Origin of the sequence: Duganella lactea, from assembly GCF_009857505.1 — a bacterium.
GTDB classification, from domain to species: domain Bacteria; phylum Pseudomonadota; class Gammaproteobacteria; order Burkholderiales; family Burkholderiaceae_D; genus Rugamonas; species Rugamonas lactea.
Genome location: NZ_WWCP01000002.1, coordinates 299,672 through 322,031, shown reverse-complemented (window position 1 = coordinate 322,031; position 22,360 = coordinate 299,672). Strand labels below are relative to the sequence as shown.

Below are 22,360 nucleotides of genomic sequence, written 5' to 3'. Positions count from 1 at the left end.
AGACCGGACTCAGCGCCTATTGCGGAAAGCCGGGCGCGAGTTCGCCGCTCTAGGCGAATCGATATGACGGAAAGTAATGCGGCCCTTGCTTAAGTCGTATGCCGACAGTTCCAGGGTGACGCGATCGCCAGCAAGGATGCGAATGAAATTTTTCTTCATTCGGCCTGCGGTGTAGGCGATTAGATTGTGGCCGTTTTCTAATTCGACGCGGAAACGGCTGTCAGGCAGAATGTCTTGGACAACGCCTTGCATTTCGATGAGTTCTTCTTTTGCCATGACTTAGACGCTCCGTACGAGATTGATTTGTCGAGCTTGCCCGCCGAACTCTGACTTGGCGAGCTTGTACGAGACCATCTTATGCTCAAGCGAACCCGCCGGCTGTGTCTCAACGAAATCGCTGATGTTGGCCATGATGTCATAGCCGCCGGTATCCGGCCGGATCTGGCCGATGCCTTTTAACCTGCTAAACCAATGAATAGTTCCTGTATGTGTACTGATATGTTGCTCCTGGCTGTAGACGAATGAGCCCAACTCAAAAGCAGAGCCACAGGTCGAGAATCAGACAGGAATGGGCGAGGCCTAAACAGGAAGGAAACAGGACGGGGGCAAACTACCGAGGTGGGAGCACCAGTGTACAGCAAAAGCCGGCATTGACCTAATCAGGTGCGCGGCGCTTGTCAAGACAAACGGCGAGCTGATTGCAAAGCTGATCAGTGTGTGGGGTGGTTTATGGAAGTTGCAGACAAAAAAGCCCGTTTTCTGTATAAACTGCTTTGAATGGAAGAAGCCCAATAGATACAAGGGCTACTTCAATTCGCATTAAAATTTGGGCGAAATTTGGGCGAAAAATTAGGCTTTGGAGTTTTGCCGGTCTTTCGACCTCTCGAACAAGGCTGGGAGTGCGTTGTCATGCTGCTCAATCCACCGGCCGTAGGATCGCGTAATCATGGTCGTGTCCTTGTGCCCCATTTGCTTTGCAACATACAGGGGATTTACGTTCGCGGAGAGCAGCGTGGATGCGAAGGTGTGGCGGGTCTGATATAGGTTGCGGTGGCGAAGCTCTAGACGCCGAAGTGCCGGCACCCAGTGCAAGGCCAGCCGCGATGATCGGTCCCAGCCCTTGCCTGTTGCGGGGTCAAGAAAGACGAGGTCATTGCCCTCGGCGCTGTATTGCTGCTGATTTAGCAACGCCTCGTGGGCGCCGCACCGAAGATCTATCGTGCGCCGGCCAGATTTAGTTTTCAGCTCATCGCGGCTAATTCCATCGACGCGGCTCCGCTCGACCCGGACCAGCATTTGATCAAAGTCGACCTCAGACCACCTCAGCGCTATGTATTCAGACGGCCGCATGCCGGTGCAAAACGCGAACTGAAAGACATTCCTCACCTGGCCATCGAGACGGGACAGGATGGCAGTAATTTCCTGAGCGTTGAGCGGATCGGGCTCGAAGTCGTTGTCATAGGCCTCACGCGTCAAGATTTTCTTGAGCTTGACGCGGTCGAGCGGGTTGTCCTCGATCAGATCGTCATTGACGGCCAGATCGAACGCGCCGCGCAGTGGGATGAGGATTTGCCGTAGTGACCGCGCTTTCATTTCGAGTGGGGCGATCCAAGCGCGAAGCATCGCCGGCGTCACCTCCGCCACCAATACGCTGCCCCACTGAGGCTGCAGGTGAACACGGCGATTCCGCTTATAAGAGGTCATCGTGCTCGGCGACAGCGTGCGCTCATAGATGGCGAACTGCTGGTCCATCAGGTCGCCAACCGTTTGCGTGTTGCGCCTGCGCGGAACGCCTATCTTTTGTAGGAAGGGCGAGTCCGGGAAATATTTCGCGTAGTCGAAGGTTTGCAACTGGATCGCATTCAGGATTTCGCCGCGCAGCCGCTCGGCGAATTTGATGTTGGCCTTCGTGTGCGCGAGCTTGAGCGATTCGCGACACTCTATGCCCTTGTACATGAACTTTATCCTGATCGATTCTGTTTTGAGGCCTTTGCGGAGCTCAATGCCACTCGGGCTGGACTTCTCTGTTCCCATTCTTCTATCCATTTGTCTACTGCGGGCAAGCTGATCCACAGCCGGCCATCTACCATTTTGCACTGTTCGCCGTCTTGCCACTTCCCGGTCTTGCGGCGCGCCTGCACCGCATCCATCGTGTCGCCCGACAGCTCGATGTATCGATCGAGCTTTACCCATTCAACGGGGTAGTGCGCCGCCGCCGTCTTCGTGGCTACATCCCGCGCGGCCGCCTCCAGCCGCTGGACCAGCGCCTCGATCATCTTGTATTCCCCCATGTTCACGGTGGCGTCTCCTTCGGTAGTGGCCGCGCTTGGCGCAACTGGGCCATGGTTCGTGCAATCTCGTCCGGATCGAGCGTTAGCGCCGATTGCCGCGGTGAGAGCAGGGCATGCAGGCGGTCGACCTTGGTCGCCAGCGCTTCGATGGCGTGCAGCACGTCGGCGATGGGCGGTTCGTGCCGCGTGACCAGGCTCAGCATGGCGCGGTGATCCGCTGCCGAAGCGGCGGGTCTTTGATCTGGGTGCGGCATCACGCACCTCCTTTTGTCACAGGCTGGACCGGATAAGAGCTACCGTGCTGGCCAGGTTCGTTACTTCCGCTGCATGCGTTCCGATGGTCGGCTGCGCGCGGACAGCGCTTGTTGCGGCAGGTCGGGCACAGCACCATGCGGCAGTCGTCCAGGGTGATCGGGCGGCAGGTTTCACACCAGCACGCTAGCTCAGCCGGCGTGCGTTGACGTACCGCAGTCAGACCAAAAGCGGCAGCGCATGCGGCGGTCGGGGTGATCGCGAAACCCGATCCGATGGGCGCGGCGCCAACCCGCGCGCCAGAGCCGATGATGCCGCAGCCCAGCAGGCCGCTGGCGGGCTGCTGCCGCACGCCGTCGGCAACCTTCATCCAGAAGACCTCGACCTCCAGCTCAAGCACCCGGCGCTGCAACGCGGCGTTGTCGCGCGCCTGGCCTTGCAGCTCCTTCACCAGCCGCTCGCGCGGCCAGGTCATCAGGAAGTTATAAAGGCTCACGCTGCGCCGCCTTTCTGCTGGCGGTGGGCAGCAAGAATGGCGTGGGCGAAGGCGATGATAGCCTTGTCGGTGGCAGGAAGCATGGTCACAAAATTCCCGGCATCCCGCACAATTTCCCACTCCGCCAAAATCTCCGGATCGCTCAACTCCTCACCATGCACCGGTTGCTCTTGCGCGGCATCAGCCGGAGCGGGTGCTGGCTGGGTGGCATGACGTGCTTTTGCCATCAGCTTGAGCATCGCGCCCAGTGCCATTACGCTACCAAAGCAGACCTCGCCTTGTGCGTTCTCCCATGCACCTACATGCTCATACCATTGCTTGACGGTCCACTTGCTGCGGGCTGCTTGTTCCGCATCTACTGACGCTGCATCTGCTGGGGGATGGAGCGGGCCGCCGTCAGCGACGCTTTCCGCCATTGGCATCCAGTGCGTGGCACTGTTGCGAGTGCAGCCGTTGCCATCCAGAAGACTTCCATCGACGTAGCGAGCGCAGGTGCGCCAGCCTTTGCGGTCCGATTTGACGTCGGGAGGTATGATGCCGCATATCACGACGTACTGGCCTTCTGCTGGAGTTGCGGTGTCGAAGTCGATCCATCCCGAGCGCCCCACGCCAGTAGTGGGCTGGGCGGCCGCATGCTGCGGCAAGGGTGAGTACCTCGGTTTCGCCGCCTGCTTGGCGCGGATCTGGTCGACTTTGGTCCAGATGCGCGCCAGCTCAGCCTCGGCGTCCGCGTGCATGTCGAGCTTGTTTGCCAGGCACAGGGCTGCCAGCGTTACCATCACGCCGCCGACTTCCTGCGCCGGCTCGCCGACCGGACGGCCGTAAACGTAATCCACCAGCTGATGCGCTTCGCTGGCCGTGCATCCAGTCGACTGCACCAGCTCCAGCGCCTCTTCCAGGAAGCGGTGGTTGCGCTCCTCGCGGTCGCCGGCGATCATTTCGCCGAAGCAGGCCAGCATCCACGGCTGCACGCGCTGCTGGAAGCCGGGCTGCTCGGCTTGAGGGCAAGCGGCGACCAGCCGGTCGCTGAGTTGTGCCAGCGCATTGCCGGGAGCGGTCCATCGCCGGTGCAAAGTGATGGCGTCATCGGTGATGGTGTGGCCACAATCGATCGCGGCCATCATCAGTGCTTTGCGAATTTTTTCATTCATGTTGCTTCCTCAATAATCGTTATGTCACACGGTCGCACCGGCTCGGCGCTGCCTTCCAGATAGACCACCATTTCCGCGTCGCCCTTGTGGTGGCAAAAGCCGGCGATGAACTTCTTGACTCCGGCGTGCCGGATCGGGCGGCCCAGTTGCTTGGCGCGGTGGATTCGCATGTCGTGCTGGTCGGCCAGATCGCGCGCGGTCGGCTGCTTGGTCTCTACCGTTGTGGCGCGGGCGTTCATGCCTGCCACCATGCGTAGAGGTTGATTGCCGCCGCCATGCCGTAGAGCAGGGCGATTAGCCGACAGGCGCGGCGCCGGCCGTGCGGGTCGCTGGGGACGGGGCTTGCAGGTTTTCATTGCTATTAATGATAAGATTTCTCCCCTTGCAATTCCGTGAGACTGTGATGAACAAGTGCAACGACTGCCAAACGATGGAGCGGCACATGCACGGCTCCAATCCTCGCCCATCGCTCCGTACCGTCGGCGAAGCCGAAGCCGTCCTTGTTGGCTCCGGCGAGGAGTCGAAGTGCGTCGAGCATCACGAGTGCGGCGCCTGCGGCACTAAGTGGACGCACAGTCATGACAAGAGCTACGCCGTTGAAGGCTGGGCGGTTGGCTGGTAGCAGCGTCATCGATGCACTCGCACGGCACGGCCGCCGCGCCATCGCCAGCCTGGCGCGATCTGGTTGAAGCGCCACATGTTCATGCGCTGCTTTGTCGTCAGGCGCGGCCACGGCTTGCCACAGCCGTCTTCCCATTCCGGCCCTTCGAAGAAATCCGGTGGCAGCACGGCATGCTCAAAATGCTGGCGCCATCCTTCGCGCGCGTCGTAGCCGTCCCACTCGCCATCGAATCCGCTCTGGTGATGGAATTCAGGAATGCCGCTGATGCGCTGCCACATGCCGTATTCAGCAGGACGGTGCCGGCGCAGCCAAGTGCTGCGCGCATATGAGTGGGGCGGATCAATGACACCTGGTTCGCCGGTCGGTGCATAGTCGGTGACGCCGTCATGGCTACGCAGCAGCTCCACCGCGCGCCTCGCCTGCTTCTTGTAGATGCGCGGGTTCAAGGCGTCACCCGCTTAAATTCGACCACCCAAACCCAAGGATTGGCCACCCAACTATCGGCGCCGTTGATGGATTCCCATAGTTCACAGAACGCATCTACTGCCGACATGCTTTCATCACCGCCGGCATTATCAGGGTTGCTGTAGCTTGGCTGCCAGCCGGTGGCGCTCACACCTTCGGCGCGCGCATCGGCCTCCGTGATGGCCTTCAACCGCTCCACGCGCACGCTGACGATTTCCAGCAGGATGCGGCTGGCCGCGCGTGGCATATGGATTGATGGATGCCATGCGCTGCGCGGCTCACCATCGCCATCGTCATTGCCAGCCCACTCATAGCTGCCGTCGGCGGCATAGATGACATAGCCGGAGTAGTAGCCTTGACCGAATGGCATTTCGCTGATTGCAGCGGCTGGGCGATCGGGAACCCAGTCGATCAGGTTGCAGGCTTGGTCCAAGACATGGCTGATCACGCCCCATGTCTCGCGCACCCACAGGCGGTCGCCAGCCTGGCCGTGCGGGCAGAAGTCAATCACATAGCTGGCGTCGTTGGGTTCCATGAAGCCCTGATCGACGAAGTACGATACCTCGCCAGCGTGAGCAGCCACATACATCAGGTCGATCATGCGGGTGCTAAATGCCCGCCGCGTCTGCGTCTTCTTGCCATCAAGCAGGGCGCGCACCATCGGCGCGCTGAAGAGAATAGGGCGCTCAGTCACAGCTACCTCCCTCGGTGTCAGGCGAGCTGCCGTCGAAGATCGGCAGGCCTGTCTTTCCAGTGGCCTCGGCGGCCGCCTTGGCGCGCGCCTGGTCGTAGTGGGCATCGGAGTAGAAGCCTTTGCCCATCCACAGGTGGTTCGACGGCCGGCCGCAGAAGCAGGTCGGGAACGGATCGGCCTTGTTGGCGCTGTACCAGGCCTGCGCGTCCTTGGACCATGGCGCATCTTCTGCGGGAGTGCCGCAGCCAGCGAGGCTGTTCTCCACCCATTCCATTGCTGCTTCCGCACCCTTGCCGTGCTGCCATTCGATCCATGCAGACTGATTGCCGACCAGCAGGTCATTCATGATCTTGGCGATGGTGCCCTCCTGGCGCTCCAACGCTGCAATGGTCTTGTCGCGTTCGGCCAGCAGCTTCTCGGCGCTGGTCAAAGTCGAGCGCAACTGGTCGCGCTTAGTTGAGATGGCTAGGTATGCTTCCTCGTCTTGGTCAACGATATGCCCCATAGCATCGGCATAGTTTTCAATGACCTCCGTAGGCAAGCCTATTAGTGCATTCCAGGAAGCAGCGAGCCGCCTTGCGTCTTGGTGACTCAGCTCGATGGCGATCGCCACGCCGTCCGCGCGCGCCAAGTCGCAACCTGTTTTGAAGTCTTGGACGGTCAAGAGGCCTGCGGTAGCGTAGTCACTCATGCTGCACCGCCTTGCGCCAGCACGGCGCGGTTGCCATTCGATTGCATCGGCCCTACCACGGAGCCTTCCATCGCCTCCAGCAGCCGCGCCGCCCGGTTGTAACCGATCCGCAGGTGGCGCTGCACCAGCGATATCGACGCGCGCCGGTTGGTCTGGACCACGCCCACGGCCTGTTCGTACAGCGGGTCGCTGGCGCTGCCGTCGCCGGCCGGCACGTCGCCCGCAGCGCCAACCACGCGTTGCTCGCGCACCGGCTCGTCGCCCTTGACCTCCGCACGCGGCGCCGACACATTCTGCTCGCCCGGTACGTCCATCGTGGCCTCGCCGCCGAGCGCATCCACCAGGTCGGCCATCATTTTGGCCAGCTCGCCGGTCATCAGCATGAAGTCGCCGTCGAAGCGTTCGTCGTCGTTGCGGATCGAACCGCGCGATTCTTCGGTCAGCACGTCCAGCGGCTTGATGGACTTGATGGCCAGCGATTCGTCCAGCACAAACGAAATCTTGCTGTCCCACGTCATGGCCAGGCGCGTGCACTGCTTGCCGGCTGCGATGTGGCGGCGGATTTCCTCCGGATCGAGGGAGTGGTGCTTGTATCCGACCTGCGCCTTGCTCTCGCCGGTGGCGCGCAGCGTGGCGTCCTGGTCGACCGTGAAGCCAGCCGGCGCTTCGTCTGTTTGCAGCCATTCGGTCATCACGCCCACCGGCGAGCGCTGCACGCGCAGGCTTTCCAGTGGCATGCGGTCGACCGCCTTCAGCAGCAGCTTGATGACTTCGTCCGCCTTGGCCGGGCTGGCCGCGTCCACGACCAGCCAACCGTTCACCGGATCAATCCACACCGGCGTGGTGGACTGAATGCTGAACGCGCGCGGCAGCAGCTCGTCGGCTACGCGCTCCTTCAGTTCCTTCATCGCCTTCTTGCCCGGCGCGAAGCCCTGTGCTTCCTCCAAATCGGCGGCGCGTGCCTTCGTAACCTGGTTGACCACGGTGGCCGGCAGCAGTTTCTTCTCGGTGCGCAGCAACAGCAGCATCTGTTTGTTGACGGTGTGCACTAGGCCGCCGCCCGGGCGCGGCGCGTCCCAGCCCTGGCGCAGCAGTTCGTTGCTGCTCGGCGGCGTGAATGCCTGCGACGCGAGCATGCTGGCCAGCGCGTCGGCGGTCATTGCCCATGGGGCAGGCAAGCGGTATATTTGAAGGTTCTTGAACATCGTAAATCCTTGTGTGTGGCGTGCCAGTTATTCCGCGCGCGGCGCGAGGTCGTCGACGGTGATGGTGTAGCGCTGGACGTTGTTGACGGTGTAGAAGGTTGGCGCGGCGTGTTTGGAGACCCAGGCAACGAGGAAGTCGCTGAGTTCCTGCAGTGCCTCGTCGCTGACGTTTGGATAGTCCTCGCCGTATTCGCCAGCGATGTCGTAAGCGCGCTCGCCCATCGTCTCGATGATGTCTTCCGCGTCGATCAGTTCCTTTGGCTCTGGGTGAATTGCTTCAGCGCGAAACACCACCGCGCCGACTTCCAATTCGTGGCTGTCAATGAGGTCGCCCAGTGAGCGCGCGTTGAAGTTTTCCTCGTCGACGGACCAGCATTCCTCTGCTGCCGGCAAGGTTTTGTTTTCGGTTTGGCTATTCATGTGAACCTCAAAAGTTGGTTGACTACTTCGTCCAGGTCCTGCCTGGTGTATCTGGTCAAAATGCGCCTCAGCACCACGTCCACGGTCGCGTTGTACAGCTGCTCAAATTCCACCTCATCCATCAGGCCGAAGCTGATGCTTTTCGCCTCTAGCCTGACCTCGCTCCGCAGGTTCACCGTCGACTCGTAAAAGCCGGCCAGGATGATCAGATCCTTGCGGAATCGCTCCTTGTTCTTCGCGACCGGCATACCTTGGTAGGTCAGGCCGTCGCGTGGTTCCCACTGCTCGAAAGCGAAATCCAGCAGCGCGAAGTACTTCTTGTGGAAACGATAATTTCGGACCCGTTTAAAATCGGCGTGGGTCAGTTCGCCAGCTTTCATTTTCTGGATGAAGGCCGCCGCCGCCTCGTCGTGTGGCACGAGGATGTTGGAGACCTTCATCAGCACGATGTCGGTCAAGGCGGTGCTCCCGCGAAGCGTGCGATGGTCATGCCGGCACCGCCTCGGCCGCCGGCTGCTTGGCCATGTCGTACTGCTCGATGCCCCATGCCAGCGCGTACAGGCACCAGACCATGCCGAAGGTGTAATCCTTCATCCGGTGCTCCCATAATTCCTCGAAGTGCCAGCTGTCGCGCGAGCCGGTGCTATCGCCATCGCGGTAGCTGAACTCGTGCGCAGCCCACAGCGCGCGGTCAACACCGCCATCCTCCAACGCGCCGAACACCTCATCATCGACCGCCTCCCAAAGCGCGCGGCGGCCATCGGCGTCGAGCAGGCCCTCGGCCTTGGCGCCGCGCATCCAGTCGACGCGGTACTGATTGATCACGCGGCGGAACTGCGCCTCGTCGTACTCCATCGCCTTGCCTCCATCGCGGCCGCCGTGCACCGCAATCAGCTTCTCGGTCCAGTAGTGCGGGTTGATGGCGATGCGCCGACCGCGCTGGCGGTTGTAGTCGCGATCCGTGCGGAAGAAGCTGAACATATCCTCGGTGCGCTGGAAAACGTAGGTGCCCATGTCGCCGGTGTAGCAGAGGTGGCCTGGCCAGGTGATCAGGTCGAAATACTGATTATTCGTGCTCGACTCCTTGAACCGGATGTGACGATTCACGCCCTCATCGCGGATCACGATCATCTTGTGGTCGGCCACGTCGCGCAGGAAGCGCTCTTCGGTGCATTCGTGGGTCATGCTGCCGCCTTGGCCGCCACCGGCGTCACGCGGTCCAGCAGGTAGCAGCCGCTGATGCCCTCCAACCAGATCACTGCGCTGTGGCCGCTCAGCACCTGAGCTTCGCTGGTGGTGATCGTCTCGCGGACTTCGCCGCCATCCAGTTGCACGGTGACGGCGGCGCCCACCCGGTGCGCGGCGCTGAACTTGTCGCATGCCGCCTGCAGCTGCTCGGCCGATGGTGGACGGCGGCTCACGCTGCACCGCCCAGGTCAGCCATGCTGATGACGATGCCGCGGCAGTACACAATGCCGTCTTCCATGATGTCGAAGGTGGCATGCGGCAGGGAGGTGGTGTAGGTCCAGCTCGGTTCCGGCGCCACGCCGCCGAAGATTGCCCGCACCTTCTTGGCCAGCGGCTCACGAGTGAAGAAATCGCGCAGCTCGGCGTCGTCGTCAATGTTGTCGCGCACCGGCAGCAAGCCCTTTCCGTCGATCAGGATGGCGCCGTGGCCGTAGACGTACTGCTGGCCGATGATGGCGCCGCGCGCTTCGAAGGAATCATCGCTGTTACCGTAGATCACAACCAGGCCAGCGGCTGTGGCTAGCGCCTGCTCCTCCGGGGGCAAGAGGAATGGGTATTCGCGGCCGTGTAGCGCCACGGCCAGCAGCTCCTTGGTCAGTGCCGGCGTAGCGGCCACTTGCGCCGCCGACGGCACGCCCATGTTCACGTAAGGATATTTGTCCTTGGCCGGTTGGATATGGGCGATGAAGTGCTTGCCGATCGACTCCGCGCCGGAGAATGCGTCGTAGTCGGCGGACGAAAATTCGCTGTAGTGATAAACGTTGCCCGGCTGGCCCTTGCTCAGGAACTGGACGGCCAGCGTGTTCGTGGCGGCGTCGTGGCCGATGGCGGCAATCTTGCTGGAAGCGACTTTCATCAGCGGGATGGAATTTGCGGTGTGCATGGTGTTCTCCGTTGTGGGTGCTGGTTATGCTGCGGCGCGCAGTTCAGCGCGCAGGGTTGCGATATCGATGACGACCAGGCGGTCGAGCAGGACGGCTAGCGGCAGGCCGGCGGCGCTTGCCAGCGAGGTCAGGAACTCGATATCCTGTTGGGTCTCGCGGTCGGCGGCGTCGAACAGGCCGTCCGAGGTCGTGGCGGCGGCCGGCACCGGCGCGGCGCGCAGCGGCTGGTCGTTGTAGAAGCTCGCGGTGCGCTGCACGTCGGCGCTGCCGCTGGCGGCCGGTGCCGGCGTGCCGGCGCGGTCCTGCGCTGCCAGACGGTTGGCAGCGGCCAGCGCGGATTCCACGGTGTGTTGGCGCGCGGTGCCGGCCGCAGCTGCTTTTTGTTCCAACTGAGCCTTCGTCGCGGCAGCGACCCGGTCGCGCTCGGCTTTTTCGGCTGCGGCGACGCGCTCACGTTCGGCTTGCGCGGCAGCAGCGGCGCGGTCAGCGTCAGCCTGGCGCTCGGCGGCCAGCTTCGCAGCAGCGGCGGCTTCCGCCTTGGCCTGCTCCTGGGCAGCGATCTGCTCGCGCAGCGCATCTTCTTTGGCTTTGTCGTCGGCCTTCTTTTTATCGATGCGGCTTGTCACGATCAACTGGAAGTCTTCACTGGCCTTGACGATGATCTGCTGCAGGTCGGAAAACAGGCCGCGATGCTCGCCCACGTTGGCGCTGAACCATGCCAGCTTGGCGCGGATGTCGGCGACGGTCTGGCTGGCGGCGACCTTGCCGTTTGCCAGCGTGGTGCTGACCGCATCCTGTAATCCCTTGATGGTGCGCTTGCCCTTGGCGGCGCCGGCGAAGTCGGGCACCTGGTGCGGCAGGCGGAGCGGCGCAATCTCGGCATCCAACTTCGCGACGTGCGCGAGGAAATCGCGCTTGCCTTCGTTGACGATGGTTTCTCGGCGATTCTTCTTTTCCGCGTCAATCAGACTGGTCAGCGTTAGGCGACGGGCACGGATTAGCTCTTTCACTTGATCCGCAACGCGCAGCACGTCGTCGACGCTGGCCATTTCCGCGATAACCGCTTTCTTGGCCTGCTCGATGTTTGCCTCGGCCTTCTCGCAGTCTTTGACTGCCTGGTCGGCTTCAATAAAGTCTTCGTCGGTTTCGAGTACCGTCTTAATGTTGGCTAGGAACTGTTCTGCCCCAGCCTTGAACGCTGGCAGGTTGCTCTGGACCACTTCGCCGCGAGCGCGGATTACCAAGGCGGGTAGGGCGAGTGCCGGCGCCGCGACGTGCTTCACTTCCGGCTCGGCCGGCGTGTAGTTCGCCACGTCGATCTCGAACTGCTCCCATCCGGCAATGATCTTGGCGCGCAGCGCCAGGTCCGGCGCGTACCACATGTGCTTTTCCTCCAGCAGGTTGCCGGCATCGTCCCAGCGAGTAGCCGAGAACAGCGCTTTTTCGGCCGAGACGATGCCGACTTGCTGTTCCATCTGCACGCGGTAGACCAGCGGCAGATCGGCAGCGGTCTCGCAGGCCCGGATCTGGTCGTTCAGGGTCTTGTGCTCCCACACGACCGTTTCGCACATGGTCAGGCCGTCGAACGAAGCCGACATCTTGCCCAGCGACGCGGTGACCGGATACAGGTCCATGCCGATGATGGTCTCTGCCAGCGGGCGCGCCAGCGCTTCGAACTTGTGACCATCGTCGAATCGCTTCTGTGCGAAGGCATCGACCTCGGGCTTAATGCCGGTGGCGCGCTCGCGGATCAGCTCCGTGCGGGTTTTGTATGGCGAGCAGCCGATCATGGCCGGCGCCTCGCTGGCACCGTAGTGGTCGGCCCGGAAGGCGTGCCATTCCGGCGTACCTGGCAGAAGGTCATGAATCTCGCGGTGGATGTTTGGATCGCGTTGCATATTGGTTCCTTGTTGTGGTTCCGGGATTACTTCGCCCAGGAGCGGATGGTCTTTTGCTGTTCTTCCGACAGCGATGCTTTGGTGCTGAGGAAACGGATCATGGCGTCGGGAGTTTTTCGTCCGTCCAGAACCAGCTTTTGCCATTCCGGCGACTTCTCGGCGAACTGCTCCGGTGTGTACTGGGAAAGGCCAGTTGCCTGCTCGGTGGCGCCGCTGTCGTTGGTTTGCGCGGAGCTGACGCGGGTCGCGTCTTCGTCCTGGCCGCCGCGCCCGTCATCGTCCAATTGCTCGTTGGTGGCAAGGCCGCAGGCCGCCAGCAGCGTGTAGCGCTGTAGGTAAGTGATAGTCGAAGCGACTTGCTGAATCGCGTTCTTCTTGCCCGAGTTGTCCGGAGGCGCAACCATCCGCGTCGTTTCGCAGTGACCCATCGCATGGGTGATCGAGCAGGTGACGGCGACCAAGCCGCTGTCCGGTTGCTCGGTGTCCCAGCGATGCGAGAAGCCGTGTGTGCCCAGCGCCTCGACGACGGCGCCGCACACCGCGCCCAGCGTCGAGTGCCGGTAGCCGGTGAAGCTGCCGTCCTTGTTGTAGTACCCGACGGCTTTATCCTTCATAATTTGCGGCGGGCTGCGCTTGAACTCGGCCATCGCGGCTACGTATGCCTTGCGAGCCTGATTCGCCTCCAGGCGCTCTTGCAGTTCAATGAAGGCGCGCAGCTCGTCCATCGAGGCGCCGCGCGCCGCCGCGTGGGCGACCAACTCAAAAGGCGTAGTCGGGATTACTGAGATTGCTTGCGATGTTGGCGCGGCGACCGTGCGCTGCGTCTCGGCAGGCTGCTCCATTTCCAGCACTTCGCTCATGCTTCCCATTTCATTCTCCGGTTCAGGTTATTTGCTTCGTTATTCAGTAGCGCCAGGCGCAGCGCATGTGCAGGGCGGTGGCCAGCGCGCAGTTTGCGCAGCGTGGCGCCGGCGACGTAGGCGAGGGCAGTCACTTATCCGGCTTCCCGTGCGCGACGGCCAGCTCGCGCGCTGCACTTTCTTCGTCGGCGCGCTGCATGAAGGCGTAGGCGCTGCCGATCAGTAAGCACAGCAGGGCAATGGTGAGCCAGTCGCGCAGCTTCACGCGGCACCATCCAGGTGATAGGCGCTATGCGCATCCTCACGCTGCGCCGCATCGAGCAGACCGGAGTGAGCAATTGGTTCAAGTTCGATGCCGTGCGTGTCGCGCATGAACTGCGACATCCGCGCATCTGCCTTGGCCCGTCGCTCCAGGTAGCGCGCCTTCATAGGCTCGTCGCCGATTCGCTCCATAATCCGCAGGTGCACTACATGCCGTTGACCGGCCGTCATGCCCAGCGCTTTCATCGCGATGGTATTGATGACCTGCACACGGCGGGTGTACGTCCGCGAGTTCGCGCACTCGCGCATGATTGCCTCCAAGGTGCCCCGGTGATCACTCATTGCCGCACCATGATGGTTACGCCCATGGCGCCGGCGTCGTAGGCTGCATCTTGCAGTGCGCGCGGGTCGCCGATGGCGGCGTAGCTGCGTGGCCGGTCGTCGTCATCCCTCACAGTGATCGTGTAGACCAGGCCGAACTCGCGCGCGGCCAGCTGCGGCGCCACGCTGTTGCGGCGACCGCCAGCGATCTGATAGCGGCTGACGTGGCTGCCGGCCGGCGTCTGCTCAGCAGCGTCCAGGTTGCCGCTGGTCAGCGCATCCTCGAATCCGGAATCCTGATAGGCGAAGGCGAGCAGGGCGGATACCGCGAGGCGCGAGGCTTTGCCAGCGGTGATGTGGGTGATGGTGCTCATGCGGCGCCTGCTGCGGCCAGTGCGGCGGCGCGCTCGTGGGCGCGGGTCATACCGTCCGGCGAGACACCTTCGCGCTCCAGCTGCGCGGCGCACTTCGATTTCTGCTCCAGCGTCATGGCGCTGAGCATTACTTTGATGATATCGTCGGCGCACTCCAGTTCGTGCAGCAGTGCGGGCGCGGCAGCAAGTACGGCCCTCGGCGGCTGGTGTGGTGCGAAGCGCTGCTTCGGAACCTCAGCTGCGCAGAACTGAAGCATCGGCGCAAACACAGTCTCAACCCGGCCATCGGCGCGCTCAATGATCGCGACTGGATTCGTTTGACCTTCACCGTCAGCTTCCTGCGCAAACTGGTGAAACAGAGCGACGAAGTCGAAGACCTTCACGTTGGCCCACTTGCCGTCGATTTCCTTTTGCTCCCACTTAAACACTTTGACCTCGCGCATCGCGCTCTCCCTGTTGACTTCGTTGTTTGGGCCGGTTCTGCCCCGGCTAGGCCCAGCTACAGCTGCTATTGTTTTTACATGGGATTCAAGGGCCGTCTTTCTCCCATTTCGGCGCTATACCACATGGCTGCCGGCTGACCGCTGGCCAGCATGCCGAGAGTTTGCTGCGCGCACCTGGCTTGCCGCCCACGTCGCAGGACTTCCTCGACCACCAACCGGCAGCCATGTGGTTCCCGCGCTTACCCGGCGCGGGACGGGTGCCACTGGCGGCCGGGCCGCTGGACAATCAGGCCGCGGTCACCTGCGATGGACGGAAGGACTTGACGCCGCCGGCCTCGCCCAGGTCCACGTCGTAGAACACGCCCTTGCCGGCCGGGCGCTCCTGCACGAACTTGCCGTCGGAGACCTTGCCGCTCTTCGCGCTCTTAGCTTTCACCGCTGCGCCTTTTTTGAATGCCGCCATGTGATACTTCCTTTCTTTGGTTGGTGCCGCGCTTGCCCGGGATGGGCCGACCGCGCGGCGAAGTCGGGGCATTTCAGATCCCACTGGGCGCATTTCTATCGCCTGACCAACGGCTATCGCTGCGTTGCACTCCGAGGCAGCGCGCTTCGGATTCGGTTCAAGGTGGCTCGGCGCCGCAGCTGCGCATCCACATGGCCAGGTCGGCGCGCGCCTCCTGTTGCGAGACCAGGCCCAGTTCATGTGCGCTTGGTAGGTGGCGGTCGCACCAGTCGCTCATCTGGCGCAGCTGCTCGCGGGTCAGCCAGACGGTGACGTCGATTTTCTCGGTGGCGCCGCTGAGTGCGGCACTCTCGACTTCATAGCCGGCCGCATCGAGCGTGCCGTACAGGTCGAGGCGCAGGCCATCATGCTCGTAGCCGGAGCGCAGAAGGCGAACATCGGTTGGCACCATCGGCTGCGTGACGACCTGCACGGCGCGTAGTTGCCCGTCTGCTTTGGCTGCCGACGCGGCGACGTTGCCGGCGCGTAGCTGGAGCAGGGCGGCGGAGATTGGTGCGTTCATTTCGGCTCAGCCTCGATTTGGTCCCAGGCCAGCGCCAGAATGTCGGCGCGGTACGAATTCACTTCACCGAACAGCTGGCATGCGACCTTCACTGGCTGCAAGTCCTGCTTGCGCGAGAGGCTGGCGGCGCGGCGGCCGATGCGGTTCATGTCGGCGATCGACAGTTGCACACCGCGCGCAGCGCACAACTCGGCCACCGTCTGCATGCCGTTCTCGCCCTTGGCGACCGGCAGCGACTTCACCAGTTGCAGGTGGCTGCGCGGTGCGGCAAGGTGGTCGGCGGCCAGCTGCACAACGTTCAGGCCGGCGGCGGACGGCAGGCCAACGATCAGGGCGATCATTTCGCCACCTGCTTTGCGGCGAAAGCGGCGTCACCGCGGCGGGTTGCTTCGGCCAGTGCTGCGAGTTCTTTTGGGCTCATCGTGTTTTCCATCGTGTCTGTGCGTCGATGGAAAGATAATACACAATACGTGTATTTAGATCAAACGATTTGTGTATTTAATTTTTCTTTTTGTGTAGCGGTGATCCGACATCGGCGATGTCCGTGTGAGCGCGCTGTTAGAACGGCAGCTCGCCCGCCTCGACCGGTGGCACCGCCGGCCGCCAGTCAATCGCATCCGTATTGATGTGCTTGATGATGTTGGTGGTGTCGAAGTGCGCAAAGCTGCGCGAGAAGCCGCCGATGCGCGGCGACACCAGGATGATGGGCAGGGTAGGGAAGTAGGGTTGCGCCTCGGCGATCAGGCGCGCGCCCGGTTCAGGATAGGTCTGATCGGGATCGACCAGGATCGCTGCGAGGGTGAGGTGGTTGAGGACTATTACAGCTGAAAGATATTGCATGCAGGCATTATGCCGCAGATGTCGCTGGCCCGACCCTCAGTCGTTAAAAAGCCCCGACTGGCGGGGCTTTGTTTGAAGCTAGTGGCGCCTGAAGCAGTGCCGGAAGCCGTCAGTGTACGGCGTGGGCAGAATTGAGCGCCTCTTGCAATTCAGTGTCCATGTGATGTGCTGTTTCTTAGGCGCCTTGCTGATATTGGTTCAGGGCAGTCCTGATCGCCAACCAAGTCTGATAGCCTGATGTCGGGTCGAGCGCCCGGCCATCAGATTCGATGCGTGCGATGCTCATATTGGCAATCTGGTTATAGTTCACTGGCGTATTGTCGATGACTGCCCTCTCGCTTTCAGTGAACGGAATGAATTCACCATTCGGGCCGGCTTTGCCAATCGGGCCGACAATGGTTAGGCTCATCAGAGCTTCCTGGTCGATCTTCCCGGAGTTGTATAGCTCCTTGGCGAAAGTGCGCATCTCAGCCGGCGTCATCGACGAGGTGTCGCGGCGTGTGGCCACGGCAGCTTTGTTATCGGCACCGTTGCTGCTCTCGGCCCGGTTGATTGTCTCGTTCATTACCGCTGCAAAGGATGTGGTGGAGCTGCTTGCATTCGTGTTGCGCGTTGTGGGCGCATAGGTTGGCAATGAATTTTGAGTGATTCTCATTTTTTCTCCTGAAGTGATAAGTGTAGTCGTGCAACAGGCCGCGAGAGCGCCGACGTAGTTGCGCGCCATTCGCGGCCTCACGACGTCTTTGTTTAGCGGAGGGCAATGGCAACCAGAGCAACATCCGCAGGTTCTATCGATCCCCGGCAAGAAGCACGACGCGGGCTCGCCGCCACATCATACTAAATGGGGCTGCTGAGAAGGTTGGTGGTTATGGAGCGATAGGGAAGTAGCATTGCGCTTCAGCAATCAGGCGGGCACCCGGTTACTTTGCTATGGGTTGCAAATGCTCCCGCTCAGGCGCTAGAACACATTGGCCAGGAACGAGCCGCCAACTCACTTCTTATCGGCGGGCTTGGCGTCTTTGCGGTCGGCGGCCGGCTGCGCATCAAGCTGCTCTTGCATTTTTCTGATCAGCGCGGCCGTCTCCTCAGTCTGTTTTTTCACGTCAGCTTGGCCTGTGGCCGTGTTCTTTCCGGATTCGAACGAGGCGACCATGTTCGAGAAGATGGCAGCATTGACACCCCATAGAGCAACAACGGTTGCGACGGCGGTGAACAGGATTGTCCACTTCAGGCTCTTGATGTCTCGCCTGGTCTCCTGCGACTCAGCAATCGAGGATCGCACCAAATTTTCAATAGATAAAACTCGCCCGTCCATCCGGGTTTCGATGAGTTCTAGCTTGGCGTCGATTTCTTCGCGGGTCGGGGTAGTCATGGCTTCATCATGCGGTTGTATTTCGTTTGTGTCAACCGCTGGTGTTTCGGAAGCCCTTAAGGCATCCCAAGACTTGATAGCAGCGTCGCACCGGGCGATATATTGTTGCAGTCTCGGGATGATGCTCCGGTATTGTTTGGCGAGCTCACTGTTTGGTTCCAGCTTCAGCTGACGCATTGCCTCGTCGAAGACTGGTAAAATGTCATTGTTCTTGAGCTTAAGTAGCCGCCCATCGGGTGCGCTTGTTTCGAGAATTATCTCGACCTCTTTAAGCCAGGATTCGATGTCCTGTACATTTTTAGCGAACGTCGATAAAAAGGGTTCTGGAGACTCTCCGTGTGAAGTGGTCGAACCCATAGGGCGTTTTATTTCATAAGCCAATTGATCTTACCCTCTCTCGCAAATAGCCTTCCAGTGATCGTCGAACACTTCGACCAAACCTACTTGAACATTCCGATGGCGGTGATCAGGATGATGAAGAACACCATTATCGAAACCCAGGTGCTCAGATTGCTGGAGTCCTGCGCGCGCTGCATCAACTTCGCAGTCTCTGCGGCGTTTTGCGACAAGATGCGATCTGAGCTTGCTCGTGCTGCTGCAGCGACCTCTTCGTTGTACAGTGCATAGAAATTGCCGATATCCTCGGCAGGTAGAGCAGCCGCAAATTTAGCAATCTCATCCTGCCGATCCAGCGCAACCTGGTGAACATTTTCACCCGCTTTTGCGACCGCCGCTAAATACTGTCCTTCCGACTCGACTAGGGCTCGCACCGACGCGCGATCAATTACTTCTAGGCGAATGGGGCCAGGTGCGGTTGCAGTGAGAGATTCGGTCGTCATCATTACTCCAAGGTGAAGGCTGAATTATATAAAAATCCATAACTGGAAATCTCACGGAATATTGCTACCGAACAACGCAGTCCAGGCGCGTCGCGGTACGGTCAATCTTCGATTTTTGCCATCTGCGGATATGCGGGGTTGCATTGTTGCAGAAAATATTAGCCCGCCCAGGATGTCGGAATTTGATCGAAGGGCACCCACCGGATCGCTAGAACTCATGACCATCGACTTTGACGGGGCCGTCGGCGCCGACCTTCCGACTTGCTTTTTTGCTGGTGCTGGCTTAGCAGCTACAAGTAGCGTCTTGTTCAGAAATTTTAGCAGTCCAGTCATGCTTTTCCCGTGCTTTAAATGTGGTCTGTCTCGCGCTTCACGACGCGGCCAATAATTCCGCAGTCGCCGCTACGGCAGCCCTTCGGCCGATGACGCGCCTGGTCCGGATTGTCCGAGAATAGCCACCAGTCGCCGCGCTCTTTCACCAAGCGTTTAATCACAGATTCGCCATCGTAATTAAAGGCGTAGACTGCTCCATCCTTCATCACCTTGTCCGCAGTATCAATGACGACGACATCGCCTTCGTATAGGTTCGGCTCCATACTATCTCCGGCCACAGTCAATGCGAGCAGCGTAGAAGGATGTATGCCCTTACGATCTACCCAATTCTTGCGCAGGCTAATCGTGTCACCATCATAAATATCGGGGACAGTTTGGAAACCCGTCACTCCCGCACGCAGCTGAAGTTTGACCTTCTTGATCTGGTAGAAATTCGGATCGCCTGGCTCGGCTACCACCACTCGCATTGCTCCCGGGACATCGGATAAGTCAACTGGCGAGCCAAGCAGCTGGTCAGTTGAAAGACCAAGGGCCAGCGCAATTGATACGGCTTTGCTTGCAGGCGCACCTCGCGATTTCCAGTTTGTGATTACGTTCGGCTCAACCTCCAGGGTCGTGCGTAGCCACGCTTGATCTTTATCAAGCTCCACTAAACGGGCCTCAATACGTGCCCAAGGGATGTTGGCTCTTTTATTCATGCGCGAAGGATAACGGGCTATTCACAAAACGTGTTACACAAAAAGTTTGACTGAAATACACGAGTTGTGTAGAGTGGTCGTATGAACTCACTAGACAAAGCTATTCAGCTCTGCGGCGGCCTGTCGAATCTGGCCGAAAAAATCGGTGCCAGCTCGGCGCGTATCGGTAATTGGCGCGTTCGCGGTGTGCCGGTCGAACACTGCCTCGCCATCGAGCGCGCTACAGCATGCAAGGTTACGCGCAAAGATCTGCGCCCATACGACTGGCAAAACATCTGGCCCGAACTCGCCACCACCGGAGAACCCCATGAACATTCGTAAGCACCTGGACGCCTTCATGGCGAAGCTTGGATACGCCCGCGCGCCAGGAAAATCCGAACTGGTCGTCGCCTCGCTGAAGATCGAGGTGGACGATAGCCAGGTGAAGCCGGCGCTCAAACTGCTTGAGCAGATGAGGGTTGCATCCGAGGCAGCGGAGGTGGCAGCTTCGCGCGCGGGCCTTGCGGCGACCATCGCAACCAAAGCATTCATGCAAGCCGAGATGCTTAAGCCGCTTGCTGAGAACGGCGCACATCTCACCCGGCCGGCAGAAGAATTGACTGCCGCTAGGTTCGAAGCTGCCGCGCCTAATCTAGTGGCTGCTGCCGAGCAGCGGTTCGCTGCGAATCCTTTCGCATCGACGTTTGAGGTGCTGCCTGGCGAAGACGCGATCCACATCAAGCTGTTTCCGCGAGCAGGTTCGGTGCAATACCTGGTCAACGTGACAGGACCAAGATCAGCATCCATCAAATTCGAAGCGGCTCTACCGAAGTTCGTCCAGGTTGAACGCCTGGTCGAGTGCGAGCCCGGATCGTGAGCATGTAGATCGTCAGGCCGGGCATTTCTTGGATGTCCCATAGCCGCGACTGAACTTCTGCTACTCGACCATCTGCATACGTGATGAGGTCTCCGACGCATGGTGTCGGGGCCTTCAGTGGCCAGAATGATGTTGGCTTGTCGTCGATTTGAAGTTGGACCTTGTACGAAATAGTGTCGTCTGCCATGGGAGATCCCTTCGTAAATTGTTGTTGGGGAATAGCAATTTAACACGATGGGAATCTCCCGCCCGAATATTTGAAAGGAAGCCTGATGAGCAACCATGAAGCCCTGACCGCCACGCTGCTGGCCGTTTTCAACCTGGACACCGATAGCGCTGAACCCGCCGTCGTCGCTGGCGCCGCCGCCACGGTGCTGCTGGCGTTCGCAGATGCCGTGCGGGGCCCGGCGCCTGTGGTCGGCGAACTGGTTGCTGAACTGGCCGCCCCGGCCGGCACCGCTGAACTGATCGACGAGGTGCGCAACCTGATTTGCGAGATCCGCGCTGAGCGACAGGCTGCCGCCGAAGACCGCAGGAAGCACAACCGCCTGTTCCGCAGCTTCATGGGTGTCGAGCCCGCCACCGGCGCCACCGCATCCGGCATGCCTGGCTGACGGCGCCACTCCAGCAAATCGCACCACCAGAATCATCCGCATCACTTGAAAGCCTGAATCACTTTTAATAGGAAAAACCATGAACACCGCCAATAACCGAAAGCCCAATCCCCGCTTGAACGTCGTCAAGGTGTACCTCGGCGACGAAGAGCATGCCACCCTGCAAAGTCACTGCCACGCCAGCGATACCAGCGTCAGCGCGTTCCTGCGCCAAGCCGGCATTCGCATCGCGACAGCGCACCAGCAGATTAACCGCTTCCCAGGGCGGCAAGAAGGGGCCGGTGCAGGCCTGCGCCGGGCCTTCTCGTTCCCAGGTCAGGGTGTGCGTCGTGTTTCCCGCGGTGCGCTGCGCCCGATGCGCTCGTGAATTGATGGCTCGCTGCGCTCCAACCGCCGCACCAAGAAAGGACGAACCGATGAACCACCTGATGATCGCTGACGTGCAAATTCGCACTGATGAACATGACCGCTTCTCCCTGAACGATTTACACAAGGCGGCCGGCGCCGAAGCGCGCCACCAGCCCGCGCAATTCTTGCGCCTCGATTCCACCGGCGCGCTTGTCGAGGAATTAGCCGAGGAGCAGGGCGGTATGGGGAATCCCATAGTGACCATCAACGGCGGCCGCTCGCCCGGCACGTTCGTCAGCAAGGAGCTGGTCTACGCCTACGCGATGTGGATCAGCCCGAAGTTCCACCTACAGGTGATCCGCACTTTCGATGCGGTCGCCACCGGCAAGCTCGCGCCAGCACCAAGCAAAACCAGGGCGCCAAAGCCGCCAGTGCTGGAAGCCGCCGCCATGATCCCGCCAGTGCTTCGCGCGCTGCGCGCCTGCGGCATCGACAAGAACGCGGCCGTGATCAGCGCCAACCAGATCGCCGCCGCGCAGACTGGCGTCAACCTCTTGGCCATGGCCGGCCATTCGCATCTGCCAACACCTTCCCAGCAAATCTGCTTCACGCCGACCGAGCTGGGCAAGCGCTTCTGCCAAAGCGCCATCACATTTAATCGCCGCCTGGCCGATGCCGGCCTGCAAGAGTACATCGGCGGCCACTGGGTTCCGACCGAGAAGGGGCGCCAGCACGCTGTCGTGCTCGACACCGGCAAGGCGCATGGCAACGGCACGCCGATCCAGCAGGTGAAGTGGGTTGATTCCGTTCTGGCAGAAATCGCTTTGTGAATACGGGATGCCGCGCCCCGTCGCGCGCG

Annotated in this window: 35 protein-coding genes and 1 pseudogene; 5 read left to right on the top strand and 31 right to left on the bottom strand. The window is 60.8% G+C overall.

The window, feature by feature from the left end; translation table 11 throughout:
- Window positions 1-9 precede the first annotated feature (9 nt).
- From infA to GTP44_RS03995, 31 genes and pseudogenes are all read right to left on the bottom strand, one after another.
- Window positions 10-276 carry a translation initiation factor IF-1 gene (gene infA / locus GTP44_RS04140; RefSeq protein ID WP_090180237.1) on the bottom strand — a complete coding sequence of 89 codons (267 nt, stop codon included), beginning with the start codon at window positions 274-276 and terminating at the stop codon, window positions 10-12.
- A gap of 573 nt (window positions 277-849) precedes the next feature.
- Window positions 850-1,956, bottom strand: a complete 1,107-nt coding sequence (locus tag GTP44_RS04130; protein ID WP_229256770.1) for a site-specific integrase — start codon at window positions 1,954-1,956, stop codon at window positions 850-852.
- 5 nt (window positions 1,957-1,961) lie between these two features.
- A complete protein-coding gene (xisR, locus tag GTP44_RS27140) occupies window positions 1,962-2,291 on the bottom strand; it encodes an excisionase family protein (RefSeq protein WP_503826637.1) in 330 nt (109 codons plus the stop codon).
- A gap of 2 nt (window positions 2,292-2,293) precedes the next feature.
- The gene (locus tag GTP44_RS04120; protein ID WP_161018435.1) at window positions 2,294-2,545 is read right to left on the bottom strand and encodes a hypothetical protein; all 252 of its coding nucleotides are present in this window, start codon (window positions 2,543-2,545) and stop codon (window positions 2,294-2,296) included.
- Window positions 2,545-3,039, bottom strand: coding sequence for a hypothetical protein (locus GTP44_RS27135; RefSeq protein WP_202423971.1), 495 nt, complete (start codon window positions 3,037-3,039; stop codon window positions 2,545-2,547). Before GTP44_RS27135 ends, GTP44_RS04120 begins: the two co-directional genes overlap by 1 nt.
- Complete coding sequence (locus GTP44_RS27400; RefSeq protein WP_229256769.1) at window positions 3,036-4,190, bottom strand: hypothetical protein; 1,155 nt, start codon at window positions 4,188-4,190, stop codon at window positions 3,036-3,038. Before GTP44_RS27400 ends, GTP44_RS27135 begins: the two co-directional genes overlap by 4 nt.
- Window positions 4,187-4,429 carry a hypothetical protein gene (locus GTP44_RS04105; RefSeq protein WP_161018434.1) on the bottom strand — a complete coding sequence of 81 codons (243 nt, stop codon included), beginning with the start codon at window positions 4,427-4,429 and terminating at the stop codon, window positions 4,187-4,189. The genes GTP44_RS27400 and GTP44_RS04105 overlap by 4 nt, the downstream gene beginning before the upstream one ends.
- A 388-nt stretch (window positions 4,430-4,817) precedes the next feature.
- On the bottom strand, window positions 4,818-5,258 hold the full coding sequence (locus tag GTP44_RS04100) for a hypothetical protein (RefSeq protein ID WP_161018433.1): 441 nt from the start codon (window positions 5,256-5,258) through the stop codon (window positions 4,818-4,820).
- The gene (locus GTP44_RS04095; RefSeq protein ID WP_161018432.1) at window positions 5,255-5,971 is read right to left on the bottom strand and encodes an ASCH domain-containing protein; all 717 of its coding nucleotides are present in this window, start codon (window positions 5,969-5,971) and stop codon (window positions 5,255-5,257) included. The genes GTP44_RS04100 and GTP44_RS04095 overlap by 4 nt, the downstream gene beginning before the upstream one ends.
- On the bottom strand, window positions 5,964-6,662 hold the full coding sequence (locus GTP44_RS04090) for a hypothetical protein (protein WP_161018431.1): 699 nt from the start codon (window positions 6,660-6,662) through the stop codon (window positions 5,964-5,966). Before GTP44_RS04090 ends, GTP44_RS04095 begins: the two co-directional genes overlap by 8 nt.
- The gene (locus GTP44_RS27990; RefSeq protein ID WP_308494310.1) at window positions 6,659-6,976 is read right to left on the bottom strand and encodes a DNA translocase FtsK; all 318 of its coding nucleotides are present in this window, start codon (window positions 6,974-6,976) and stop codon (window positions 6,659-6,661) included. The genes GTP44_RS04090 and GTP44_RS27990 overlap by 4 nt, the downstream gene beginning before the upstream one ends.
- Window positions 6,977-7,867, bottom strand: a pseudogene (locus GTP44_RS04085) (recombination-associated protein RdgC); the annotation flags it as partial. It abuts the gene before it with no gap.
- 27 nt (window positions 7,868-7,894) lie between these two features.
- Window positions 7,895-8,287: a hypothetical protein gene (locus GTP44_RS04080; RefSeq protein ID WP_161018429.1), complete on the bottom strand. Its 393-nt coding sequence runs from the start codon at window positions 8,285-8,287 to the stop codon at window positions 7,895-7,897.
- Window positions 8,284-8,745 (bottom strand): DUF1367 family protein, encoded by a 462-nt coding sequence (locus tag GTP44_RS04075; protein ID WP_229256768.1) that lies wholly within the window; start codon window positions 8,743-8,745, stop codon window positions 8,284-8,286. Before GTP44_RS04075 ends, GTP44_RS04080 begins: the two co-directional genes overlap by 4 nt.
- A 28-nt stretch (window positions 8,746-8,773) precedes the next feature.
- Complete coding sequence (locus GTP44_RS04070; protein ID WP_161018428.1) at window positions 8,774-9,472, bottom strand: hypothetical protein; 699 nt, start codon at window positions 9,470-9,472, stop codon at window positions 8,774-8,776.
- Window positions 9,469-9,708, bottom strand: coding sequence for a hypothetical protein (locus GTP44_RS04065; RefSeq protein WP_161018427.1), 240 nt, complete (start codon window positions 9,706-9,708; stop codon window positions 9,469-9,471). Before GTP44_RS04065 ends, GTP44_RS04070 begins: the two co-directional genes overlap by 4 nt.
- The gene (locus GTP44_RS04060; RefSeq protein WP_161018426.1) at window positions 9,705-10,418 is read right to left on the bottom strand and encodes a KTSC domain-containing protein; all 714 of its coding nucleotides are present in this window, start codon (window positions 10,416-10,418) and stop codon (window positions 9,705-9,707) included. The genes GTP44_RS04065 and GTP44_RS04060 overlap by 4 nt, the downstream gene beginning before the upstream one ends.
- 24 nt (window positions 10,419-10,442) lie before the next feature.
- Window positions 10,443-12,317 (bottom strand): YqaJ viral recombinase family protein, encoded by a 1,875-nt coding sequence (locus tag GTP44_RS04055; RefSeq protein ID WP_161018425.1) that lies wholly within the window; start codon window positions 12,315-12,317, stop codon window positions 10,443-10,445.
- 26 nt (window positions 12,318-12,343) lie between these two features.
- Window positions 12,344-13,177 (bottom strand): ERF family protein, encoded by an 834-nt coding sequence (locus GTP44_RS04050; protein WP_161018424.1) that lies wholly within the window; start codon window positions 13,175-13,177, stop codon window positions 12,344-12,346.
- A 130-nt stretch (window positions 13,178-13,307) separates the two neighbouring features.
- Window positions 13,308-13,442, bottom strand: a complete 135-nt coding sequence (locus tag GTP44_RS27805) for a hypothetical protein (RefSeq protein WP_267875220.1) — start codon at window positions 13,440-13,442, stop codon at window positions 13,308-13,310.
- Window positions 13,439-13,747 (bottom strand): hypothetical protein, encoded by a 309-nt coding sequence (locus GTP44_RS04045; RefSeq protein ID WP_161018423.1) that lies wholly within the window; start codon window positions 13,745-13,747, stop codon window positions 13,439-13,441. Before GTP44_RS04045 ends, GTP44_RS27805 begins: the two co-directional genes overlap by 4 nt.
- Window positions 13,748-13,776: 29 nt before the next feature.
- Window positions 13,777-14,133 carry a hypothetical protein gene (locus GTP44_RS04040; RefSeq protein WP_161018422.1) on the bottom strand — a complete coding sequence of 119 codons (357 nt, stop codon included), beginning with the start codon at window positions 14,131-14,133 and terminating at the stop codon, window positions 13,777-13,779.
- Window positions 14,130-14,576 (bottom strand): hypothetical protein, encoded by a 447-nt coding sequence (locus GTP44_RS04035; RefSeq protein ID WP_161018421.1) that lies wholly within the window; start codon window positions 14,574-14,576, stop codon window positions 14,130-14,132. The genes GTP44_RS04040 and GTP44_RS04035 overlap by 4 nt, the downstream gene beginning before the upstream one ends.
- A gap of 286 nt (window positions 14,577-14,862) precedes the next feature.
- A complete protein-coding gene (locus GTP44_RS04030; protein ID WP_161018420.1) occupies window positions 14,863-15,039 on the bottom strand; it encodes a hypothetical protein in 177 nt (58 codons plus the stop codon).
- A gap of 157 nt (window positions 15,040-15,196) precedes the next feature.
- On the bottom strand, window positions 15,197-15,601 hold the full coding sequence (locus GTP44_RS04025; RefSeq protein ID WP_161018419.1) for a hypothetical protein: 405 nt from the start codon (window positions 15,599-15,601) through the stop codon (window positions 15,197-15,199).
- The gene (locus tag GTP44_RS04020; RefSeq protein ID WP_161018418.1) at window positions 15,598-15,942 is read right to left on the bottom strand and encodes a hypothetical protein; all 345 of its coding nucleotides are present in this window, start codon (window positions 15,940-15,942) and stop codon (window positions 15,598-15,600) included. Before GTP44_RS04020 ends, GTP44_RS04025 begins: the two co-directional genes overlap by 4 nt.
- 217 nt (window positions 15,943-16,159) lie before the next feature.
- Window positions 16,160-16,441: a hypothetical protein gene (locus tag GTP44_RS04015; RefSeq protein WP_161018417.1), complete on the bottom strand. Its 282-nt coding sequence runs from the start codon at window positions 16,439-16,441 to the stop codon at window positions 16,160-16,162.
- A gap of 175 nt (window positions 16,442-16,616) precedes the next feature.
- A complete protein-coding gene (locus tag GTP44_RS04010; RefSeq protein ID WP_161018416.1) occupies window positions 16,617-17,096 on the bottom strand; it encodes a hypothetical protein in 480 nt (159 codons plus the stop codon).
- 336 nt (window positions 17,097-17,432) lie between these two features.
- On the bottom strand, window positions 17,433-18,170 hold the full coding sequence (locus GTP44_RS04005; RefSeq protein WP_161018415.1) for a hypothetical protein: 738 nt from the start codon (window positions 18,168-18,170) through the stop codon (window positions 17,433-17,435).
- Between the two features lie 83 nt (window positions 18,171-18,253).
- Window positions 18,254-18,655: a hypothetical protein gene (locus GTP44_RS04000; protein WP_161018414.1), complete on the bottom strand. Its 402-nt coding sequence runs from the start codon at window positions 18,653-18,655 to the stop codon at window positions 18,254-18,256.
- Between the two features lie 344 nt (window positions 18,656-18,999).
- Window positions 19,000-19,683 carry a S24 family peptidase gene (locus GTP44_RS03995; RefSeq protein WP_161018413.1) on the bottom strand — a complete coding sequence of 228 codons (684 nt, stop codon included), beginning with the start codon at window positions 19,681-19,683 and terminating at the stop codon, window positions 19,000-19,002.
- 81 nt (window positions 19,684-19,764) lie between these two features.
- Here GTP44_RS03995 and GTP44_RS03990 point away from each other — a divergent pair, with 81 nt between their 5' ends.
- The 5 genes from GTP44_RS03990 (at window position 19,765) to GTP44_RS03970 (ending at window position 22,331) form a co-directional block, all read left to right on the top strand.
- The gene (locus tag GTP44_RS03990) at window positions 19,765-20,004 is read left to right on the top strand and encodes a transcriptional regulator (protein ID WP_161018412.1); all 240 of its coding nucleotides are present in this window, start codon (window positions 19,765-19,767) and stop codon (window positions 20,002-20,004) included.
- Window positions 19,991-20,539: a hypothetical protein gene (locus tag GTP44_RS03985; protein ID WP_161018411.1), complete on the top strand. Its 549-nt coding sequence runs from the start codon at window positions 19,991-19,993 to the stop codon at window positions 20,537-20,539. The genes GTP44_RS03990 and GTP44_RS03985 overlap by 14 nt, the downstream gene beginning before the upstream one ends.
- Before the next feature lie 272 nt (window positions 20,540-20,811).
- Window positions 20,812-21,153 carry a hypothetical protein gene (locus tag GTP44_RS03980; protein WP_161018410.1) on the top strand — a complete coding sequence of 114 codons (342 nt, stop codon included), beginning with the start codon at window positions 20,812-20,814 and terminating at the stop codon, window positions 21,151-21,153.
- 79 nt (window positions 21,154-21,232) lie between these two features.
- Window positions 21,233-21,520 (top strand): hypothetical protein, encoded by a 288-nt coding sequence (locus GTP44_RS03975; protein WP_161018409.1) that lies wholly within the window; start codon window positions 21,233-21,235, stop codon window positions 21,518-21,520.
- A 49-nt stretch (window positions 21,521-21,569) separates the two neighbouring features.
- Window positions 21,570-22,331 carry a KilA-N domain-containing protein gene (locus GTP44_RS03970; RefSeq protein WP_202423970.1) on the top strand — a complete coding sequence of 254 codons (762 nt, stop codon included), beginning with the start codon at window positions 21,570-21,572 and terminating at the stop codon, window positions 22,329-22,331.
- Window positions 22,332-22,360 lie beyond the last annotated feature (29 nt).

Excerpts from the sequence above, each read along its gene's own strand:
- infA (WP_090180237.1), bottom strand. The coding sequence starts at position 276 with ATGGCAAAAGAAGAACTCATCGAAATGCAAGGCGTTGTCCAAGACATT.
- GTP44_RS04130 (WP_229256770.1), bottom strand. The coding sequence starts at position 1,956 with ATGTACAAGGGCATAGAGTGTCGCGAATCGCTCAAGCTCGCGCACACG.
- xisR (WP_503826637.1), bottom strand. The coding sequence starts at position 2,291 with ATGGGGGAATACAAGATGATCGAGGCGCTGGTCCAGCGGCTGGAGGCG.
- GTP44_RS04120 (WP_161018435.1), bottom strand. The coding sequence starts at position 2,545 with ATGCCGCACCCAGATCAAAGACCCGCCGCTTCGGCAGCGGATCACCGC.
- GTP44_RS27400 (WP_229256769.1), bottom strand. The coding sequence starts at position 4,190 with ATGAATGAAAAAATTCGCAAAGCACTGATGATGGCCGCGATCGATTGT.
- GTP44_RS04105 (WP_161018434.1), bottom strand. The coding sequence starts at position 4,429 with ATGAACGCCCGCGCCACAACGGTAGAGACCAAGCAGCCGACCGCGCGC.
- GTP44_RS04090 (WP_161018431.1), bottom strand. The coding sequence starts at position 6,662 with ATGAGTGACTACGCTACCGCAGGCCTCTTGACCGTCCAAGACTTCAAA.
- GTP44_RS27990 (WP_308494310.1), bottom strand. The coding sequence starts at position 6,976 with ATGGACGTACCGGGCGAGCAGAATGTGTCGGCGCCGCGTGCGGAGGTC.
- GTP44_RS04080 (WP_161018429.1), bottom strand. The coding sequence starts at position 8,287 with ATGAATAGCCAAACCGAAAACAAAACCTTGCCGGCAGCAGAGGAATGC.
- GTP44_RS04070 (WP_161018428.1), bottom strand. The coding sequence starts at position 9,472 with ATGACCCACGAATGCACCGAAGAGCGCTTCCTGCGCGACGTGGCCGAC.
- GTP44_RS04060 (WP_161018426.1), bottom strand. The coding sequence starts at position 10,418 with ATGCACACCGCAAATTCCATCCCGCTGATGAAAGTCGCTTCCAGCAAG.
- GTP44_RS04055 (WP_161018425.1), bottom strand. The coding sequence starts at position 12,317 with ATGCAACGCGATCCAAACATCCACCGCGAGATTCATGACCTTCTGCCA.
- GTP44_RS04050 (WP_161018424.1), bottom strand. The coding sequence starts at position 13,177 with ATGAGCGAAGTGCTGGAAATGGAGCAGCCTGCCGAGACGCAGCGCACG.
- GTP44_RS04045 (WP_161018423.1), bottom strand. The coding sequence starts at position 13,747 with ATGCGCGAGTGCGCGAACTCGCGGACGTACACCCGCCGTGTGCAGGTC.
- GTP44_RS04040 (WP_161018422.1), bottom strand. The coding sequence starts at position 14,133 with ATGAGCACCATCACCCACATCACCGCTGGCAAAGCCTCGCGCCTCGCG.
- GTP44_RS04035 (WP_161018421.1), bottom strand. The coding sequence starts at position 14,576 with ATGCGCGAGGTCAAAGTGTTTAAGTGGGAGCAAAAGGAAATCGACGGC.
- GTP44_RS04030 (WP_161018420.1), bottom strand. The coding sequence starts at position 15,039 with ATGGCGGCATTCAAAAAAGGCGCAGCGGTGAAAGCTAAGAGCGCGAAG.
- GTP44_RS04025 (WP_161018419.1), bottom strand. The coding sequence starts at position 15,601 with ATGAACGCACCAATCTCCGCCGCCCTGCTCCAGCTACGCGCCGGCAAC.
- GTP44_RS04020 (WP_161018418.1), bottom strand. The coding sequence starts at position 15,942 with ATGATCGCCCTGATCGTTGGCCTGCCGTCCGCCGCCGGCCTGAACGTT.
- GTP44_RS04015 (WP_161018417.1), bottom strand. The coding sequence starts at position 16,441 with ATGCAATATCTTTCAGCTGTAATAGTCCTCAACCACCTCACCCTCGCA.
- GTP44_RS04010 (WP_161018416.1), bottom strand. The coding sequence starts at position 17,096 with ATGAGAATCACTCAAAATTCATTGCCAACCTATGCGCCCACAACGCGC.
- GTP44_RS04005 (WP_161018415.1), bottom strand. The coding sequence starts at position 18,170 with ATGGGTTCGACCACTTCACACGGAGAGTCTCCAGAACCCTTTTTATCG.
- GTP44_RS04000 (WP_161018414.1), bottom strand. The coding sequence starts at position 18,655 with ATGATGACGACCGAATCTCTCACTGCAACCGCACCTGGCCCCATTCGC.
- GTP44_RS03995 (WP_161018413.1), bottom strand. The coding sequence starts at position 19,683 with ATGAATAAAAGAGCCAACATCCCTTGGGCACGTATTGAGGCCCGTTTA.
- GTP44_RS03990 (WP_161018412.1), top strand. The coding sequence starts at position 19,765 with ATGAACTCACTAGACAAAGCTATTCAGCTCTGCGGCGGCCTGTCGAAT.
- GTP44_RS03985 (WP_161018411.1), top strand. The coding sequence starts at position 19,991 with ATGAACATTCGTAAGCACCTGGACGCCTTCATGGCGAAGCTTGGATAC.
- GTP44_RS03980 (WP_161018410.1), top strand. The coding sequence starts at position 20,812 with ATGAGCAACCATGAAGCCCTGACCGCCACGCTGCTGGCCGTTTTCAAC.
- GTP44_RS03975 (WP_161018409.1), top strand. The coding sequence starts at position 21,233 with ATGAACACCGCCAATAACCGAAAGCCCAATCCCCGCTTGAACGTCGTC.
- GTP44_RS03970 (WP_202423970.1), top strand. The coding sequence starts at position 21,570 with ATGAACCACCTGATGATCGCTGACGTGCAAATTCGCACTGATGAACAT.